The organism is Youngiibacter fragilis 232.1 (genome assembly GCF_000495435.3).
Classification (GTDB): domain Bacteria; phylum Bacillota; class Clostridia; order Clostridiales; family Clostridiaceae; genus Youngiibacter; species Youngiibacter fragilis.
Genome location: NZ_AXUN02000057.1, coordinates 22,259 through 39,761 on the forward strand (window position 1 = coordinate 22,259; position 17,503 = coordinate 39,761).

14 protein-coding genes are annotated in these 17,503 nt (G+C 47.6%); 8 read left to right on the top strand and 6 right to left on the bottom strand.

Going from position 1 to position 17,503, the window contains the following annotated elements; genetic code table 11:
* Positions 1 to 2: 2 nt before the first annotated feature.
* The 4 genes from T472_RS04075 (at position 3) to T472_RS04090 (ending at position 5,581) form a co-directional block, all read left to right on the top strand.
* Positions 3 to 1,904: a sigma-54-dependent Fis family transcriptional regulator gene (locus T472_RS04075; RefSeq protein WP_023387407.1), complete on the top strand. Its 1,902-nt coding sequence runs from the start codon at positions 3 to 5 to the stop codon at positions 1,902 to 1,904.
* A 190-nt stretch (positions 1,905 to 2,094) separates the two neighbouring features.
* A complete protein-coding gene (locus T472_RS04080) occupies positions 2,095 to 3,054 on the top strand; it encodes a 2-keto-3-deoxygluconate permease (RefSeq protein ID WP_023387408.1) in 960 nt (319 codons plus the stop codon).
* 57 nt (positions 3,055 to 3,111) lie between these two features.
* Positions 3,112 to 4,386: a nickel-dependent lactate racemase gene (larA, locus tag T472_RS04085; protein WP_023387409.1), complete on the top strand. Its 1,275-nt coding sequence runs from the start codon at positions 3,112 to 3,114 to the stop codon at positions 4,384 to 4,386.
* Between the two features lie 58 nt (positions 4,387 to 4,444).
* Complete coding sequence (locus tag T472_RS04090; protein WP_023387410.1) at positions 4,445 to 5,581, top strand: glycerate kinase family protein; 1,137 nt, start codon at positions 4,445 to 4,447, stop codon at positions 5,579 to 5,581.
* A 279-nt stretch (positions 5,582 to 5,860) separates the two neighbouring features.
* On the opposite strand, the gene T472_RS04095 is transcribed toward T472_RS04090, so the two are convergent.
* From T472_RS04095 to T472_RS04105, 3 genes are read right to left on the bottom strand one after another with little or no spacing between them, the layout of a single operon-like run.
* The gene (locus T472_RS04095) at positions 5,861 to 6,532 is read right to left on the bottom strand and encodes a 3-oxoacid CoA-transferase subunit B (RefSeq protein ID WP_023387411.1); all 672 of its coding nucleotides are present in this window, start codon (positions 6,530 to 6,532) and stop codon (positions 5,861 to 5,863) included.
* Positions 6,532 to 7,188: a CoA transferase subunit A gene (locus T472_RS04100; protein ID WP_023387412.1), complete on the bottom strand. Its 657-nt coding sequence runs from the start codon at positions 7,186 to 7,188 to the stop codon at positions 6,532 to 6,534. Before T472_RS04100 ends, T472_RS04095 begins: the two co-directional genes overlap by 1 nt.
* An 18-nt stretch (positions 7,189 to 7,206) precedes the next feature.
* Positions 7,207 to 8,388 (bottom strand): acetyl-CoA C-acetyltransferase, encoded by a 1,182-nt coding sequence (locus T472_RS04105; protein ID WP_023387413.1) that lies wholly within the window; start codon positions 8,386 to 8,388, stop codon positions 7,207 to 7,209.
* Positions 8,389 to 8,792: 404 nt separating this feature from the next.
* On the opposite strand from T472_RS04105, the gene T472_RS04110 reads away from it, so the two are divergent.
* The 3 genes from T472_RS04110 to T472_RS04120 all read left to right on the top strand — a co-directional run bounded on the left by T472_RS04110 (position 8,793) and on the right by T472_RS04120 (position 12,780).
* Positions 8,793 to 10,205, top strand: coding sequence for a sigma-54 interaction domain-containing protein (locus T472_RS04110; protein ID WP_023863336.1), 1,413 nt, complete (start codon positions 8,793 to 8,795; stop codon positions 10,203 to 10,205).
* A gap of 26 nt (positions 10,206 to 10,231) precedes the next feature.
* Positions 10,232 to 10,972, top strand: a complete 741-nt coding sequence (locus tag T472_RS04115; protein WP_023386435.1) for a sulfite exporter TauE/SafE family protein — start codon at positions 10,232 to 10,234, stop codon at positions 10,970 to 10,972.
* Between the two features lie 440 nt (positions 10,973 to 11,412).
* The gene (locus tag T472_RS04120) at positions 11,413 to 12,780 is read left to right on the top strand and encodes a short-chain fatty acid transporter (RefSeq protein ID WP_023386436.1); all 1,368 of its coding nucleotides are present in this window, start codon (positions 11,413 to 11,415) and stop codon (positions 12,778 to 12,780) included.
* An 80-nt stretch (positions 12,781 to 12,860) separates the two neighbouring features.
* Here T472_RS04120 and treR read toward each other — a convergent pair whose 3' ends face one another.
* The 3 genes from treR to treP are packed head-to-tail and all read right to left on the bottom strand — an operon-like array spanning position 12,861 to position 16,746.
* Entirely contained in the window at positions 12,861 to 13,574 is a 714-nt protein-coding gene (treR, locus tag T472_RS04125; protein ID WP_023386437.1) for a trehalose operon repressor, read from the bottom strand.
* A gap of 20 nt (positions 13,575 to 13,594) precedes the next feature.
* The gene (treC, locus tag T472_RS04130) at positions 13,595 to 15,289 is read right to left on the bottom strand and encodes an alpha,alpha-phosphotrehalase (RefSeq protein WP_023386438.1); all 1,695 of its coding nucleotides are present in this window, start codon (positions 15,287 to 15,289) and stop codon (positions 13,595 to 13,597) included.
* A 26-nt stretch (positions 15,290 to 15,315) separates the two neighbouring features.
* Positions 15,316 to 16,746: a PTS system trehalose-specific EIIBC component gene (gene treP, locus T472_RS04135; RefSeq protein ID WP_023386439.1), complete on the bottom strand. Its 1,431-nt coding sequence runs from the start codon at positions 16,744 to 16,746 to the stop codon at positions 15,316 to 15,318.
* A gap of 261 nt (positions 16,747 to 17,007) precedes the next feature.
* Between treP and T472_RS04140 the strand changes: the two genes are divergently transcribed.
* On the top strand, positions 17,008 to 17,484 hold the full coding sequence (locus T472_RS04140) for a PTS sugar transporter subunit IIA (RefSeq protein ID WP_023386440.1): 477 nt from the start codon (positions 17,008 to 17,010) through the stop codon (positions 17,482 to 17,484).
* Positions 17,485 to 17,503: the final 19 nt, after the last annotated feature.

A 17,503-nucleotide genomic window follows, 5' to 3' on the forward strand; every position in this document is an offset into this window, starting at 1 on the left:
TAATGAAGGACATAGTGGTGCTTGCACCGATAAAGGACATATATGACAAGGCTGTGCAGCTCGTAAAGGAGAGGAACTACAGCAATGTCGATGTTGTACTCGGAAACATGGGCGAAGGGCTTGTGATAGCCAGGGAGCTAGTGAAGGACGGGGCGAAGATCATCGTCACAAGAGGCGGGACCTACAAGCTGCTGCAGGCAGACCTGTCGATCCCTGTGGTTGAGATCAAGGTCAGCGCCTTCGACGTACTTGAGAGCTTCGACAGGATTGGTGACGCCGATGAGGTTGTAGGAGTCGCCGGTTATACAAATGTGGTCTATGGCTTTGACATCCTGAAGAAGCTGATCCCGAACAAGGTGGTGAAGGTCGAGATCACCAGTGAAGGAGACATACACAGCATCATCGAGGGCTACAAGAACAAGGGGATAAAGACATATATCGGCGATGCCAATATAATCAGGATTGCCGAGGGGCTTAACTGCAGGGGCATAGTCATCCATTCCCAGAAGGAGTCCATACTTTCTGCCATTCAGGAGGCAAGAAGGATCCAAAAGGCCACGAAGGACGAGCTTTTCAGGGCTGAGCAGATTTCCACAATGGCAGACTTCGTGAGGGACGGGATAGTCGCCATTGATTCAAATGAGCTTGTCACTGTCTTCAACAGGACCGCCGAAAGGATATACGGGCTTGCTAGCCGGGATGTCATCGGAAGGAAGGTTGACAAGGCAATACCTGGAACGCTCCTTCCATACACGATGATAACCGGGGATGTTCAGACCGGGGAGCTTGCAAGCGTAGGAGATACAAGGATAACCTGCAACAGGGCCCCAATAATTGTAAACAACGAGGCTGCGGGAGCTGTTGCCACATTCCAGGAGGTAACAGAGCTCCAGAGCCTGGAGCAGAAGGTAAGGAGAAGCCTTGTCGATAATGGGTTCACGGCAAGATACCAATTCTCCGATATCATATGCAGGAGCAAGGCTATGAAGGAAGTCATCGAAATAGCCAGGGAATACTCCAGGTACGACACTCCAGTCCATGTCTGCGGTGAATCAGGTGTCGGAAAGGAGCTTCTCTGCCAGAGTATGCACAACGAAGGCTCAAGAAAGAACGGGCCGTTCGTAGCGGTTAACTGCGCGGCGATACCTCCGAACCTCATAGAGAGCGAATTCTTCGGCTATGAGGAAGGTTCCTTCACAGGTGCGAGAAAGAAGGGGAAACCAGGAGTGTTTGAGCTTGCCCATAACGGGACACTCTTCCTTGATGAGATCAGTGAGATACCTCTGGAGCTTCAGGGGAGACTGCTGAGGGTTCTTCAGGAGAAACAGGTGATGAGGATAGGCGGAGGTAAGCTTATTCCCGTTGATGTCAGGATTGTCACAGCATCAAACAAGTATCTGAAGAAGATGGCGGATAACGAAGAATTCAGGAAGGACCTGTTCTTCAGGATTAATGTTCTGACATTGAGGCTCCCGCCACTTTCGAGAAGGAAGGAGGACATCCCTGTCCTCGCGGAGCATTTTGTAGGTAAGTATGCTAAGATATACAGCAAGAAACCACCAGAGATCACAGCGAGGATAAGGGAGATCCTCATGAACAGGACCTACGAGGGGAACATCAGGGAGCTTGAGAATATTGTGGAGAGGAGTGTGATCCTCGGGTCCTTCGATCTTCTGAATGAAGAGATCATCACAAATGGCTCTATAAAAAATGATGAGGGCAATGGGGGATCAGATGACCCGATTCTTGAAATCGCAAGGAAAGGACTTGACCTCAAGACTCTTGAGATAAAATACATTGAAAAGGTTCTGGAATCATCATCGGGAAATATCGGAGAAGCCTCCAGAATACTTGGTATTAACAGGTCCACCCTATGGAGGAAGATCAAAAGGGAAGATGGTTAAGATTGGTTATGATGCATTTGGCAACTAACGTTGCATAATGCATCATTTATTTTGCAATATGCAACCGATTTAGCACGTGTGGATATGATCTTTGGTCAAAAAGTAAAGCATTTCAAGGGATTTAACACTTGGCACGCTAATTGCTAATATATTATCGAACTGATCAACAATAAATTTTCAGGAGGTCAACATGCAAATACTAAAGACCATTAGAAGGATCCCCGGAGGACTCATGGTAGTTCCGCTGCTACTGGGAGCTGCAATCAACACATTCTTCCCAAGCCTGCTTCAGATAGGAGGTTTCACGACACACCTATTCAAGACAGGAGCACTTCCGATACTGGCAGTATTCCTTTTCTGCAACGGAGCGCAGATAAATGTTAAACAGGCGGGAGCCCCGCTTGCCAAGGGAATCGCGTTGACTGTCACAAAGTTTGTGATAGGTGCTGCATTCGGAGTTCTTATCAACTCAATCTTCGGACCTGCAGGAGTGCTTGCAATTTCTCCGCTGGCATTCGTTGCCGCGATCACCAATTCCAATGGAGGCCTGTATGCGGCTCTTGCTGGAGAGTATGGCGATTCCACTGATGTTGGAGCCATATCAATACTGTCACTTAATGACGGACCATTCTTCACAATGCTGGCGTTCGGAATAACAGGCATAGCTACAGTTCCGATAATAGCACTTGTTGCGACAATAGTTCCGATACTCATAGGCTTCATACTTGGTAACCTTGACGAAGAGCTGAGAGCTTTCCTAGACAAGGGTACTACCATACTCATACCATTCTTTGCTTTCCCGCTGGGAGCTGCACTTAACTTCGGACAGATAGTCCAGGCAGGACTTCCCGGAATTGTGCTTGGAGTTGCCTGTACGCTGATCACAGGTATCGGCGGATACTTTACAATGAAGCTGCTCAAGGCAAAGCACCCTCAGGTAGGCGTCGCAATAGGAACCACTGCAGGAAATGCGGTAGCAACACCTGCGGCACTTGCGGCTGTTGACCCAAGCCTTGCAGCAATATCGGCACAGGCGACAGTACAGATAGCTGCGGCTATAATAGTGACAGCGATACTCTGCCCGATGTTCGTGAACTACATGGACAAGAGGGAGAAGGCTAAGATTGCTGCAAAGGCTCAGGCTGCATAGAAGGTAACCGAGGGTACATCCCTTACCGGCCTGATCCCATCAAAGGAGGAAATATCAATGACTAACATAAAATTACCTTACGGCCAGGGATATCTTGAAGCTGAGATACCTGACGAAAGGGTAGCCGGCATACTGGTTTCTGACATGCATCACTACAAGCCGGCTGAGACCCAGGTGGAGATTGTAAGGAAGGCAATGGAGAATCCGATCGGTACGCCAAGGCTCAGGGAAATTGCAAAGGGTAAGAAAAAGGTCGTAGTAATCGCCAGCGACCATACAAGACCTGTTCCAAGCAAGGTGATAATGCCCCTGATGCTTGAGGAAATCAGGAAGGGCAATCCTGATGCCGACATCACCATACTCATTTCCACAGGATGCCACAGAGGAACTACGGAGGCTGAGCTTCTTTCAAAATTCGGTCCTGAGATAATGGCTTCAGAAAAGATATATGTCCATGACTGCGACGATGAGAGCATGCTCGTAAACATCGGGACACTTCCATCGGGCGGTGAGCTCATCATAAACAGGCTTGCCGTAGAGGCGGACCTTCTTGTTTCCGAAGGCTTCATCGAACCGCATTTCTTCGCAGGCTACTCAGGCGGCAGAAAGAGCGTTCTTCCTGGAATAGCCAGCAGGAAGACTGTAATGTTCAACCATAACGCAACCTTCATCGACAGCGACAGGTCAAGGACAGGAATTGTCGACGGCAACCCGATTCACAGGGATATGCTGTATGCGGCAAGGGCAGCAAGGCTCGACTTCATAGTCAATGTTGTTATCAACTCTGACAAGGAGGCCATATTTGCTGTAGCGGGAGACTGCGACCTGGCTCATATCGAAGGAAGGAATTTCCTCAACAGCCAGTGCAAGGTATCAAGGATCCCTGCAGACATAGCCATAACAACGAATGCAGGATATCCACTGGACCAGAACATATATCAGGCTGTAAAGGGAATGACTGCAGCTGAAGCTACCCTCAATGAAGGCGGAGTGATCATCATCGCGGCAAAGTCCAACGATGGACACGGCGGCGAAGGATTCTACAAATCCTTCAGCGAAGAGCAGGATGTAAGCAAGATGATGGCTGAATTCCTTGCGACACCAAGCGAAGATACCATACCTGACCAGTGGCAGTCACAGATATTCGCTAGGATACTCAAGAACTTCAAGGTCGTATACGTATCAGAAGCACCGGACAACATAGTGGAGGACCTCCACATGATACCTGCACATTCAATCGAAGAGGCCATAAGGAAGGCAGATGAGATTCTCGGGAAATCCGATGCGAAAATCACTGTAATTCCTGACGGAGTATCAGTCATAGTATTATAATGAAGAGGAGCCTTGGGCAAAGCCCAAAGGCTCCTAAACAACATACAAGGGGGATAACATGAAGAAAGTAGTACTCATACCGGATTCATTCAAAGGTACTTTAAGCTCTGCAAAGATCTGTGAAATCATCGGGGGAAGGGTTGAAGAGCATTTTCCAGGCTGTGAAGTTGTTTCGATACCAGTAGCTGACGGGGGAGAGGGAAGCGTAGACTGTTTCCTTACAGCACTTGGCGGCGAGAAGGTTCATCTCACTGTAAAGAATCCATATTTCGAGGACATGGAATCGTTCTATGGGATAATCGATGAAGGAAGGACAGCTGTAATTGAAATGGCTGCCTGTGCAGGACTTCCGCTCGTTGAAGACAGGCGCGACCCGAGGAAGACCACAACCTATGGAGTTGGACAGCTTATACTTGATGCCGCAAATCGCGGTGTAAGCAAGATAGTCGTAGGACTTGGAGGGAGCAGCACAAACGATGGCGGCTGCGGAGCTGCCGCTGCCATAGGAGTAAACTTCTATAATGAAAAGGGTGAGAAGTTCATACCTACAGGCGGAACTACCCATGAAATAGCAAGGATAGACCTTTCCGAGAAGACTACGGCGCTTGATGGTATTGAGATCGTTACAATGTGTGACATTGATAACCCTATGTATGGAAAGACAGGCGCAGCCCATGTGTTCGGACCTCAGAAGGGCGCTGATCCTGAAATGGTACTTTTCCTTGATGAAGGGATAAAGCATCTGGCAGAGGTCATAAACAAGGACCTGGGAATGGACCTTTCAACAGTACCGGGAACCGGAGCAGCAGGAGCAATGGGTGCGGGAATGATAGCGTTCTTCGGCTCAAAGCTTCAGATGGGTATAGAGACAGTCCTTGACACTGTAAACTTCAGCGAGGTAATCGAGGGAGCCGATGCCATATTCACCGGCGAGGGAAAAATAGATTTCCAGAGTCTCAGGGGCAAGGTTGTAATCGGAGTCGCAAGAAGGGCAAAGAAGAAGGGCGTTCCTGTGGTAGTTGTAGCAGGAGGTGCCGACAATGGCATCGAAGAGGCCTATGAAGTGGGCGTCTCAGCAATATTCACCATCAACAGGCTTCCCGAAGCATTCGAGACAAGCAGGTACAAGAGTGTTGAAAACCTCACTTTCACTGTGGATAACATCCTGAGGCTTGCCAAGACACTTAAGGCATAATCCAAAAAGATGACAATTCAAGAGAGGCAGGGACCCCGTAATCGGAGACCCTGCCTCTTTTTCGCTCCCTTGGAATATTTGCATACTCAAGGAGTCTGGATTTCATGGATTCCTGATTGTCTCTTGCAGGTGCTTGTTGAATGGAAGGAGCCGCCCTGAACGATCAAGGCGGCTCCCCTCCAACAGTAAAATAAGAGGTTTATTTGTAGTTGGCTTCTCAGGTCCCTGTGCTATATCAGGTATGCATCTTGCAGGAAGTATGCAGCCTGGGCTACAAGGTTATTTCTTCAGGCTGTCTGCCTTTGCCTGCGCTGCCTCTGATATGATAAGCTCGGCGCCAGTTGCAGCCTGAACTTCTTCGATAGTATATTCCTCGTTGAAATCGTCAAGGACGAGTCCAGCTGGAGTTACCTTTATTACAGCCATTTCTGTGATTATCTCGTTGACCTGTCCTGCTGCAGTGAGCGGAAGAGTGCACTGCTGAAGTATCTTGTGGGCGCCCTTCTGGGTATGCTCCATTGCCACTACAACCTTCTTGGCTCCTACTACGAGGTCCATTGCTCCGCCCATCCCAGGTATCATCTTGCCAGGTATCATCCAGTTGGCAAGGTTACCCTTCTCATCGACCTGAAGCGCACCGAGAACTGTCATGTCCACATGGCCGCCTCTGATGATTCCAAATGATGTAGCTGAATCGAAGAACGATCCGTGAGGAAGTATCGTAACAGGCATTCCGCCTGCGTTGAATACTGACGGATCCTCTTTGCCGGCCTCAGGTGCAGGGCCGAGTCCGAGGAAGCCGTTCTCTGACTGGAATGTAACTGTGATGCCTTCCGGAACGAAGTTAGCTACTGCAGTGGGAAGACCGATTCCAAGGTTGACGACGTCTCCGTCCTTGAGCTCCTTTGCCACTCTTCTGGCAATAAAATTTTTGATTTCGTTCTTGTCCATTAGTTCTTCCCTCCGTTGACGATGTAAGTCACGAATATGCCTGGAGTCTTCACGTCGACCTGGTTGATCTCACCAATCTCAACTACTTCTCCGACTTCAGCAATCGTGATGTCTGCAGCTGTAGCCATTATTGGATTGAAGTTGCTCTTCGAGCCTGCATATACCAGGTTTCCGAACTTGTCAGCCTTGTCTGCGTATACGAGTGCAACATCTGCCTTGAGGGGTAGCTCAAGAAGATACTCCATTCCATTGATGACCATCTTTTCCTTGCCTTCCTCGACTATTGTCCCTACTCCGGTAGGTGTGAGGAATCCGCCAAGACCTGCTCCTGCTGACCTGATCCTCTCAGCAAGTGTTCCCTGCGGCACGAGGTCTACCTCTGTTTCATTTGCTATCATCTGTCTTCCTGTCTCAGGGTTTGTTCCGATATGGCTTACTATGACCTTCTTGAACATCTTCGCTACTACCATCTTGCCAACACCCTTGTCAACGAAAGCGGTGTCATTGCAGATGAGCGTAAGGTCCTTGACTCCCTTTGCTACAAGAGCATCGATAAGCTTTTCAGGTGATCCGCCAGCAAGGAATCCCCCAACCATTATTACGGAGCCGTCTTTGACATGGCTGATTGCCTCTTCTATAGTGACTATCTTATTCATCTGTTTTCCTCCTGTAGCCTATTTGGATACTATGACAGCAGTACCTTGTCCGCCGCCTATGCAAAGAGTCGCAAGTCCGGTCTTGGCCTCTTCTCTCTTTGCCATCTCGTGTATCAGAGTGACAAGTATCCTTGCTCCTGATGCTCCGATCGGGTGACCAAGCGCTATGGCTCCGCCATTGACATTTGTCTTCTCCGGGTCGAGTTCGAGGTCGTGCATTACAGACATGGCCTGTGCAGCAAAGGCTTCATTGGCTTCAATGAGGTCAAGGTCCGCGACCGTCATTCCACCCTTTGCAAGAGCTTTCCTTACTGCAGGTATCGGGCCTGTTCCCATTATCTTCGGGTCTACTCCTGCTGAAGCATATGACCTGATGGTTACAAGAGCTGTAAGTCCGAGCTCGTCTGCCTTCTCCTTGCTCATTACAACAAGGGCAGCAGCTCCGTCGTTGATTCCTGATGATGAAGCGGCTGTAACTGTTCCATCCTTCTTGAATGCCGGTTTGAGCTTTGAAAGTCCTTCGTAGGTTGTGCCGAACTTAGGATATTCGTCAGTGTCTACAACTACAGGGTCTCCCTTTCTCTGAGGGATAACTACAGGAACTATCTCGTCAACGAACTTTCCTGCCTTTATTGCAGCCTCAGCCCTGTTCTGGCTTGTAGTGGCAAACTGGTCCTGGCCTTCCCTGGTGAAGTTCCACTGGTCCACTATGTTCTCAGCGGTAACTCCCATGTGGTAGCCGTTGAATACATCAGTAAGGCCGTCCTTGACCATGTAGTCCTCTACAGCTGCATCGCCCATCCTCATTCCCCATCTTGAGGTCTTGAGGAGATATGGAGCCTGTGACATGTTCTCGGTTCCGCCAGCAACGATTATGTCAGCATCTCCTGCAATTATCGCCTGTGCCGCCAGTGCAACGGCCTTGAGGCCTGATCCGCAGACCTTGTTGACTGTGAATGAAGGAACCTCGATCGGAATTCCTGCATGTATGGATACCTGTCTTGCCACATTCTGTCCAAGACCTGCACCAAGAACGTTTCCGAATATGACTTCATCAACAAGTTCAGGCTTGACTCCGGCCTTTTCAAGGGCACCCTTTACCGCCGCTGTTCCAAGGGCTACTGCTGAAACTTCCTTGAACTTTCCTCCGAAAGCTCCGAGTGGAGTCCTTACAGCACTTACGATTACTACTTCTCTCATTTATTAAACCTCCTATAACTTTTGGTTTCATTTTCTTAATAGCAAAATCCATGCCAAAAGCCTGAAATACTTCTGGAAACCTGCAAAGCGTTGAAATGGGCGGGTTTTGACAGATCAAAAAGAATTGTTCGCCAAAATCTGCAAATTGGGTTTTGTGTATCCAATTGGGGACACTCCATGTTAGGATTATTTTGAAACCGTGCTGAACCCTAACAAAATGAATGAAAACGTTGTGATTTATGCACTTTTTTAATGTAGCCATATGGATACATGTTGAGAAATACTGTATAATTTCAGGTACACTGGTTTTTAAAGTCAAACTGAATAATCCAGTAAAATGAACGAAAAGCTGGAATATACACAAAAGTTTACTAAATGTTAATATTATATCAATGGAGGTTCTCATGGATATTGAGTATTTGGATAAAACAGATGAAGAAGAGTACAGGCAGCTTGAACTCCTGAAGGAGAGCCTGGTGATGCTGGAGGATATCCTGACATACGCCTATGAGGGATATGTACTTGTAGACAAGGAGGGCAGGATAGTCAAGATCAACTATGAGAAGCTTCTTGGCATCACTGAGGAGGAAGCTGTCGGGAAGGATGTCCGCGATGTGCTTGAGAATACGAGGATGCATATTGTCGTAAAGACTGGTGAGAAGGAAATCAGGGATGTACAGCGGTTACAGGGGCATGACATGATAACCAACAGGATTCCGATAAAGAAGAATGGCAAGGTGATAGGAGCTGTCGGAACAGTACTCTTCAAGGACATCAGCGAAGTCAAGGAGCTTGCCCATCAGCTCCTCGACCTTCAGTCGAAGATAAACAAGTATAAGGGTGAAATTGAAAGGATAGAGGGGACAAGGTTCTCCTTCAACACCATAAATACGGTCAATCCGAAGATGCTGTACCTGAAGAAGGTAGGTGAGATGGCTGCAGAGTCGAACTCTACTGTCCTTATCACAGGTGAAAGCGGAACGGGAAAGGAAGTTTTCGCCCATGCGATCCACAGTGCCAGCTACAGGAAGAACGGACCGTTTGTTCCTATAAACTGTTCAGCGATTCCAAAGGAGCTTTTGGAATCTGAGCTCTTCGGATACGAGGAAGGAGCATTCTCAGGGGCTAAGAGGAAGGGGAAGCTGGGAAAATTCCACCTCGCTGAAGGCGGAACCATCTTCCTGGATGAGATAGGAACAATGCCGCTCGATATGCAGGTCAAGCTGCTGAGGGTCCTTGAGGCAAGGGAATTCGAGCCGGTTGGAGGAAACAAGACCATTTCACTCGATGCGAGGATAATCGCGGCAACAAATGAAAATCTCGAGGAGAATGTCAGGACCGGAAAGTTCAGGAAGGACCTCTACTACAGGCTGAACGTTGTCACAATAGACATACCTCCCCTTAGGGAGAGGCTGGATGACATACCGATCCTTGCAGAGGACCTATTGAGGGGACTTGAGAAGGAATTCAAGATCGGAAGGAAGACGCTTGATGACAAGACGTTGACCCTGCTCATGAACTACAGCTGGCCGGGAAATGTCAGGGAACTGAGGAATGTCCTTGAAAGGGCGCTGACCTTGTCAACCAACAGGATCATATTCCCGTCAAGCCTTCCTGAAAGGCTGCAGAAGAAGAACAAGGGGCTCGGGCTTCAGGACATTTCACCAATCAGCGAAATAGTTGAGAAGGCTGAAACTGAAGCGATAATAAACGCCATCAAGAAATCAAACGGCAACAAGACCGAGGCAGCTGAAAAGCTTGGAATACACAGGACTGCACTTTACAAGAAGATGGCAAAATACAAGATCGAGATGTAGCGGGAAATGGTGATTGGAGGAATAAGATGCTTGGACTTGATTTGATGGAACTATTAATGCTGATGCTGGCAGCAATGCTTACAGGCTTCTCGAAGACAGCGGTATCTGGCGCCACACTTCCAGCGGTAGCCCTTGTGGCATACAGCTTCGGTGGAAAGCTGTCTGCAGGAATAATGCTTACGATGCTTATGGTAGCTGACCTGTTCGGAGTATACAACTACGGCAGATACGGTAAGCTCAAGGACCTTCTTAAGGTCCTACCACCTGCGATAGCGGGAGTATTGCTTGGGGTTGCGGTAGGCAGCTACCTTAACGATGCACAGTTCAAATTCCTTATTGGAATGACTGTGATCTTCTGCCTTGTGCTTCTCATATACATGGAAACAATAGGAAAGAATGCAAGGATACCAAGCGGAGTGCTTTTCCATGGAGCAACAGGAGTAGTCAACGGCTTCGCCTCGATGGTAGGCAATGCAGCCAGTCCCATATTCAGCGTATACATGCTTTCTATGGGCTTCACCAAGAACAGGTTCATAGGAACAGCTGCCTGGTTCTTCTTTGTGGTAAATATCGTCAAGTTCCCATTCCACGTATTCGTATGGAAGACAATAACCCTCGAGACAGCAAGATACACCCTGTACATGCTACCGTTCATAGTCGGCGGTGCTTTGCTTGGGGTGTTCATGATTAAAAGGGTCAGTGAAAAGACTTTCAAGTACATAGTGATCGGAATGACTGCATTGGCAGCTCTCCGGCTCATGCTTTAGCCATATTGCTCCGGATTATGTCCGGAGCTTTTTTTATGGAAAAGTAACCTTGAAGCTATCAGTCCAAAATCACATGGTCAGGAAGGTTTAGGAATGGCTCTTTCCGGGAACGGAGCGAATTAGGAGAAAAAAAGTATTTTATGTGAAAAAATACACATATTACAGTAAATTAACAGATAATTTAAACAATATTAGAATTGGGCATATAAATACTTTAAAACTATCAATAATAAATAGATTTAAGTAGGTGTGACCATATATTTGCACTTTGAGATATATTCAGGAGGTGTGATACTATGTTTTTGGAAAAGCTTTCCCTAATTCTGTAAATGCATGTTAAATTTTGAACAGCTGTTTAAGAACTCATTTGTAAATTTTCAAGATATTGAAGCATTTGGCCTGATAAGCCATGCAATATTAGTAATGCAAGGAGGAGAAAAATGTTCAAGAAATTCACCAACGCCTGCGTCGCACTCGTCAACAAGTACCTGCCCGATGCATTCCTGTTCGCCATCATCCTGACAATCATCACATTCGTTGCAGGTATATTCATGACTGGCCAGACTCCGATCGCAATGGTCAACCATTGGGGTAAGGGAGTATGGTCGCTGCTGGCATTTTCAATGCAGATGGTACTCGTTCTGGTACTTGGAAGCGCAATGGCCAAAGCTCCGGTAATAAAGAGGATTCTGGTCAAGATAGCTTCAATGGCGAAGAACCCTGCACAGGCCATCCTTATAACCGGATTCGTTTCAACCTTCGCATGTCTCCTGAACTGGGGATTCGGTCTGGTTGTAGGCGCGCTGCTTGCAAGAGAGATGGCAAGGGCCGTAAAGGGCCTTGACTACAGGCTTCTTATAGCAACAGCATACTCAGGATTCCTTATCTGGCACGGAGGATTCTCAGGATCGATTCCTCTGACTCTCGCAGGCGGATCACCTGATGCGCTCAAGGCACAGACTGCCGGAGCTATAACAGCAGCAATACCAACATCTCAGACAATATTCTCAAGCTTCAACATTGCAATAATAGTCATTCTTCTGATTGGTATTCCGCTTGTCTGCTATGCAATGATACCATCGAAGGAAAACACTGTAACTGTTGATCCAAAGCTTCTTGTTGATGCAGAGGTTAAGACCTATGTGATCAAGACTCCTGCTGAAAAGCTTGAAAATTCAAAGATTCTCTGGATACTCACAATTGGCCTTGCAACTGCCTTCATAGTTTACACATTTGCTACCAAGGGATTCAACCTTGACCTGAATCTGGTAAACCTCATATTCCTTACACTTGGACTCCTGTTCCATGGGAATATAAGAAGGTACATTGATGCCATTGAAGACTCAGCAAAATCCTCAGCTGGAATCATTCTCCAGTTCCCATTCTATGCCGGGATCATGGGCATGATGACTGGTGCAAATGCAGCGACAGCAGTGTCCCTCGCTTCAGTCATATCCAACGCATTTGTCAGTATCTCGACAGCAACCACATTCCCGTTATTCTCATTCCTCTCTGCAGGAATAGTCAACTTCTTCGTTCCTTCGGGCGGCGGCCAGTGGGCAGTACAGGCTCCTATAATGATGCCTGCAGGACAGGCTCTTGGAGTGACACCTAACGTCACAGCAATGTCAATAGCCTGGGGCGATGCGTGGACAAACATGATACAGCCTTTCTGGGCGCTTCCGGCACTTGGAATCGCTGGACTTTCAGCAAGGGATATCATGGGTTACTGCATAATAACACTTTTGCTTGGCGGAGTGGTGATATGCGGCGTATTCCTGGCATTCCCCCTGATGGGTCTCATATAACTAGATTAAAGTAAAATGAAACAAGTCCGTAGCCGGTCAGCTTGACCAGTGCTTCGGACTTGCTCCATATTATCCTGGATTCAGGGATGTCTTCTTGCGATATCGACAAACCTGAACTTGTCAGCGCAATGCCTTGACTGTGTGTATTGAAGGAGTGTCCCGTTCTGGAGATAGACTAAAGTGTTTACCACTGCAACGACATCGAAGCCCATGAGGTCAAGGTTCTTCTCATCCTCTTCCGTAGCACGTTCAATCACAATTTCCTTGTGGGCATAGCCTATTTTCAGTCCCAGCTCATTTTCAAGATATTCGTATATCGAATCTTCACAGATTTCAATTGTGAGTTTCCCTACCAGGCTCTTCAGGAAATGGTCCTTGTCAAGGATCACTCGCCTGCCATCAATGGTCCTTACCCTTGTTACCGCCCAGATTTCCTCATCGTTACCAATGCCAAGCTTTTCCCGTATAACGGGATTCCCTTTGCACGACCTGAGGCTTATTACCTTTGTCTTCGATTCCCCGATGACCTTGCTTGATGAAAGCTCCTTGAAGCTGATAAGACCTGCTACAGGGAATTCGAACTTCATGAGCTCAGTAACGAATGAACCTTTTCCACGTATCTTCGTAATGAAGCCATTCTCAAGCAAGAGCTGCAGGGATTTGCGCACAGTATCCCTGGAGATCCCATACTCCGCCATAAGCTCATTTTCTGAAGGCAGCTTATCACCTGACTTTAGGGTACCGTCTTTTATCATGGAATGAAGCGTATAATAAAGATTTGAGTATTTTGCCATTTCAATCACCAAGAATCATTTTAGCACGCAGAATGCTTATCCTCAACATATAAGGCAAAAGACTCATAAGGCCTTATTATTATCATGTCATCAGACTTTGTGAGATCACCGTAGTTCGAGATGAGAACTGATTCCTGCGTGCACTTCCTGAAGTCAAGGTCCGTCTCATCAAGCACCTTGCTTAGGTCAAGCGCTGTCTCATCTTCGTAGAAGTTGTTGACTACGAGAAGACTGACGTTTCCCTTGCACCTTATGTAGCTAATTAGGTGACTGTTTTCCATGTCTGTCATCCTGAAGGTCCCATCTGATATGACATCGTATTCTTTTCTGAGAGCTATAAGTTTCCTGTAATGGCTGAATATTGAATCAGTGGACGCAATGTCAGATTCGGCGCTGATACCTGAAACCTTTGCAAATGGCAGCCATGGTACTTCTGAAGTAAAGCCGTGGCCATCTGAATCATCCCAGAGGACTGGAGTCCTGCCGTTGTCCCTTGATTTTGCCCTGAGGACCTCAAGTATTTCAGCCTCAGGCATTCCATTTGACTTCAGTATGTCATGGTAGTTGATGCTTTCAACGTCCCTGTATTCTGATATGTCCTCAAAGTATGCATTCGGCATACCGAATTCCTCACCCTGGTATATATAGGGTGTGCCCCGCATCAGATGTATGGATGTTGCGAGCATCTTGGCAGATTCCTTATGATATCTGGTATCGCTACCGAAACGGGAGACTGACCTCGGCTGGTCATGGTTGTTGTAGAAGAGCGCCATCCAGCCGTCTTCATTTTCCATTCCGGTCTGCCAGTCGTTAAAGATCCTCTTGAGCTCCATGAAGTCGAATTCCTTTAGTGTCCACTTGTCACCGGCTTCATAATCCACCTTGAGGTGGTGGAAGTTGAAGACCATGCTGAGTTCCTCTTCGAGAGGATTTGAATAACGTACACAGCTGCCGATGGAGGTCGATGACATCTCACCTACGGTGATCATGCCCTGATGCCTTCCGAAGGTGTTCCCTGCGAGTTCCTTTAGATATTCATGGATCCTTGGACCGTCCGTATAGAACCTTCTTCCGTCACCCAGATGGTCATCTTCAAATGTTTCCGGCTTTGAGATAAGGTTCACGACATCGAACCTGAAACCGACGACTCCCTTTTTGATCCAGAAATTCACAACATCGAAAAGTTCTTTCCTGAGGTCCTTGTTTTCCCAGTTCAGGTCAGCCTGGGTCCTGTCAAAAAGATGAAGGTAGTATTCGTCAGATCCGTCAACCGGTTCCCATGCGCTCCCTCCGAATTTTGACACCCAGTTGGTTGGAGGAAGGGCCCCACGGCCCTTCCTGAATATGTAGTAATCCTTGTATTTTGGGTCCCCTGCCATTGCCTTGCGGAACCATTCATGTTCTGTGGAGGTGTGGTTGAATACCATGTCGAGCATTATGCCGAGACCTCTCATTTTGGCTTCGGCTATAAGCAGCTCGAGGTCCTCCATGGTTCCGAAGGACGGGTCTATCCTGTAGTAGTCTGCCACATCATAGCCGTTGTCATTCATTGGCGAAACAAAGACAGGAGTGAGCCAGAGACAGTCAGCGCCAAGACGCTTGAGGTAGTCCAGCTTCATTGTGATTCCTGCGATGTCACCCTTTCCGTCACCATTTGAGTCCATGAAGGATTTGACGTAAATCTGGTAAATGACCTTTTTCTTTAAGCTTTCCATGGCAATTCTCCTTTGTTAGCTGATGGTTATCTGAGAGTTATGGTCCTGCCTGCAAGTACGCCCTTTTTCTCAAAGAAGACTGTGAGCGTGAATGGTACTACAATGGCGATCACCATGCATATTGCGAATATTCCCATGTACGGTCCCTGTATGGAAAGTATCCCGGGAAGCCCACCTACTCCTATGGAGTTCGCCATTACACCGGTGCTTACCGAAAGGACCGCTGCAATCGCAGACCCAATCATGGCCGCAAGGAACGGATACACATACTTGATGTTGATACCGAACATCGCAGGCTCCGTTACACCCATGTAGCAGGATATGGCGGCTGGTATTGATACGGCCTCCTCATCCTTGTTCCCTCTGTGCATGTATATTATGGCAAGGACTGCGGAGCCCTGTGCGATATTTGAAATTGCTATCATCGGCCAGAGGTTGGTTCCCCCGAACTCTGACATCAGCTGAAGGTCGATGGCATTGGTCATATGGTGCAGTCCTGTAATTACTAGCGGTGCATATGCGAAGCCGAAAAGTCCAGCGAACAGCCATCCGAATGCTGAAGTAAGTCCTGAATAGACTATGTCTGAGATGAAGCTTCCTACCTTCCAGCCTATCGGTCCGAGAACAGTATGTGCGAGGAGCACTGTAGGGACAAGGGCGAAGAAGGGTACAAGTATCATTGACAAATAGTCAGGGACTATCTTCTTGATCTTCTTTTCAAGGAACACCAGCGTAAAACCTGCAAGCATTGCCGGGATTACCTGTGCCTGGTATCCGATCATGTTAACCTGCGCAAATCCAAAGTCCCAGAAAGGGATATCCTTGGCGCCGGCCACTCCGTATGCGTTAAGAAGCTGCGGTGAAACAAGAGTAATACCTAAAACTATACCGAGTATCTGAGTGGTTCCGAACTTCTTTGCAATGGACCATGTGATTCCGACAGGCAGATAATGGAATATCGCTTCACCTATAAGCCAGAGGAAGTGGTTTACTCCAGCCCAGAACTGTGATACCGATGTTATTGTCTTTGTACCTCCCTCAAGAAGGGGCACGGCATCGATAAGGTTCCTGAATCCGAGTATGAGACCTCCGACGACAAGTGCAGGGATGAGCGGTGCGAATATCTCGGCAAGGTTGGCAAGTGTCCTCTGGAGCAGGCTCATGTTAGACTTCGCTTCCTGCTTGACTGCGTCCTTTGACACTCCTTCGATTCCGGATACTGCAGTAAAGTCATTGTAGAAGTTGGCTACATCGTTGCCGATTATTACCTGGAACTGGCCTGCCTGGGTAAAGCTCCCCTTTACGCTCTTAAGAGCCTCGATTCCCTTGATGTCAGCCTTCGGAGGATCCTTCAGCACGAATCTCAATCTTGTGACGCAGTGGGAAACGGCAGTGATGTTCTCCCTTCCGCCGATCAGTTCAAGCATCCTTTTCGATTCTTCAGTGTACTTTCCCATATTTGACCTCCCTGAATAATGACTTGTACGTACAAGTTTCGATAACAATATACACCAACTATAAACTCCCGTCAATACGTTTACATGAACTTTTGCAAACCATTTTTCAGGGGCTGATTTTCGATTTTCCCATGATCCTTGAGAATTTTTCTGTCAGCAAGGTCAGGAACTGGATCTTCAGTCGTGGTGATATTTCGAGGTTTTTGTGGTATATTTTCCTTAACGGCAAAAATCTGTTATCAAGGCAGGAGGAGTATCCAAATGTTCAAGCTATTCAAGAAACAGAAGACAGAAATCGTGTCACCGGCAGCAGGTGTTTTGAAATCAATAACGGAGGTTCCTGACCAGGTATTCGCATCCAGGATGATGGGGGACGGATTTATCGTCACGCCCGAGACCGGAGACATATTCTCACCAATCGACGGAACTGTCGCAATGATATTTCCAACCGGACATGCTTTGGGACTCAAAAGCCCTGACGGGATTGAGCTTCTCGTGCACATAGGCGTGGACACTGTTGCCCTGAACGGAGAAGGCTTCGAGAAGGTCGTGACAGAGGGACAGAGTGTGAAGAAGGGAGACCTTATTGCAAGGTTCGACCTTGAAGCGATAAAGGCAAAGGTACCGTCAGCCGACATCATCATAGTATTTACAACTGAGGAAGCGTGCGAAGTCCTGAAGGCAGGGAAGAGAGTCACAGCCGGCGAAGCGGATATAGTGGAATACAAGAAGAAGTAGAATCGGGTAGGACCCCGCT

What these genes read in the sequence shown, in the direction of transcription:
- T472_RS04120 (WP_023386436.1), top strand. Translation starts at nt 11,413, where the DNA reads ATGTTCAAGAAATTCACCAACGCCTGCGTCGCACTCGTCAACAAGTAC.
- T472_RS04115 (WP_023386435.1), top strand. Translation starts at nt 10,232, where the DNA reads ATGCTTGGACTTGATTTGATGGAACTATTAATGCTGATGCTGGCAGCA.
- treC (WP_023386438.1), bottom strand. Translation starts at nt 15,289, where the DNA reads ATGGAAAGCTTAAAGAAAAAGGTCATTTACCAGATTTACGTCAAATCC.
- treP (WP_023386439.1), bottom strand. Translation starts at nt 16,746, where the DNA reads ATGGGAAAGTACACTGAAGAATCGAAAAGGATGCTTGAACTGATCGGC.
- T472_RS04110 (WP_023863336.1), top strand. Translation starts at nt 8,793, where the DNA reads ATGGATATTGAGTATTTGGATAAAACAGATGAAGAAGAGTACAGGCAG.
- T472_RS04100 (WP_023387412.1), bottom strand. Translation starts at nt 7,188, where the DNA reads ATGAATAAGATAGTCACTATAGAAGAGGCAATCAGCCATGTCAAAGAC.
- T472_RS04105 (WP_023387413.1), bottom strand. Translation starts at nt 8,388, where the DNA reads ATGAGAGAAGTAGTAATCGTAAGTGCTGTAAGGACTCCACTCGGAGCT.
- treR (WP_023386437.1), bottom strand. Translation starts at nt 13,574, where the DNA reads ATGGCAAAATACTCAAATCTTTATTATACGCTTCATTCCATGATAAAA.
- larA (WP_023387409.1), top strand. Translation starts at nt 3,112, where the DNA reads ATGACTAACATAAAATTACCTTACGGCCAGGGATATCTTGAAGCTGAG.
- T472_RS04080 (WP_023387408.1), top strand. Translation starts at nt 2,095, where the DNA reads ATGCAAATACTAAAGACCATTAGAAGGATCCCCGGAGGACTCATGGTA.
- T472_RS04075 (WP_023387407.1), top strand. Translation starts at nt 3, where the DNA reads ATGAAGGACATAGTGGTGCTTGCACCGATAAAGGACATATATGACAAG.
- T472_RS04090 (WP_023387410.1), top strand. Translation starts at nt 4,445, where the DNA reads ATGAAGAAAGTAGTACTCATACCGGATTCATTCAAAGGTACTTTAAGC.
- T472_RS04140 (WP_023386440.1), top strand. Translation starts at nt 17,008, where the DNA reads ATGTTCAAGCTATTCAAGAAACAGAAGACAGAAATCGTGTCACCGGCA.
- T472_RS04095 (WP_023387411.1), bottom strand. Translation starts at nt 6,532, where the DNA reads ATGGACAAGAACGAAATCAAAAATTTTATTGCCAGAAGAGTGGCAAAG.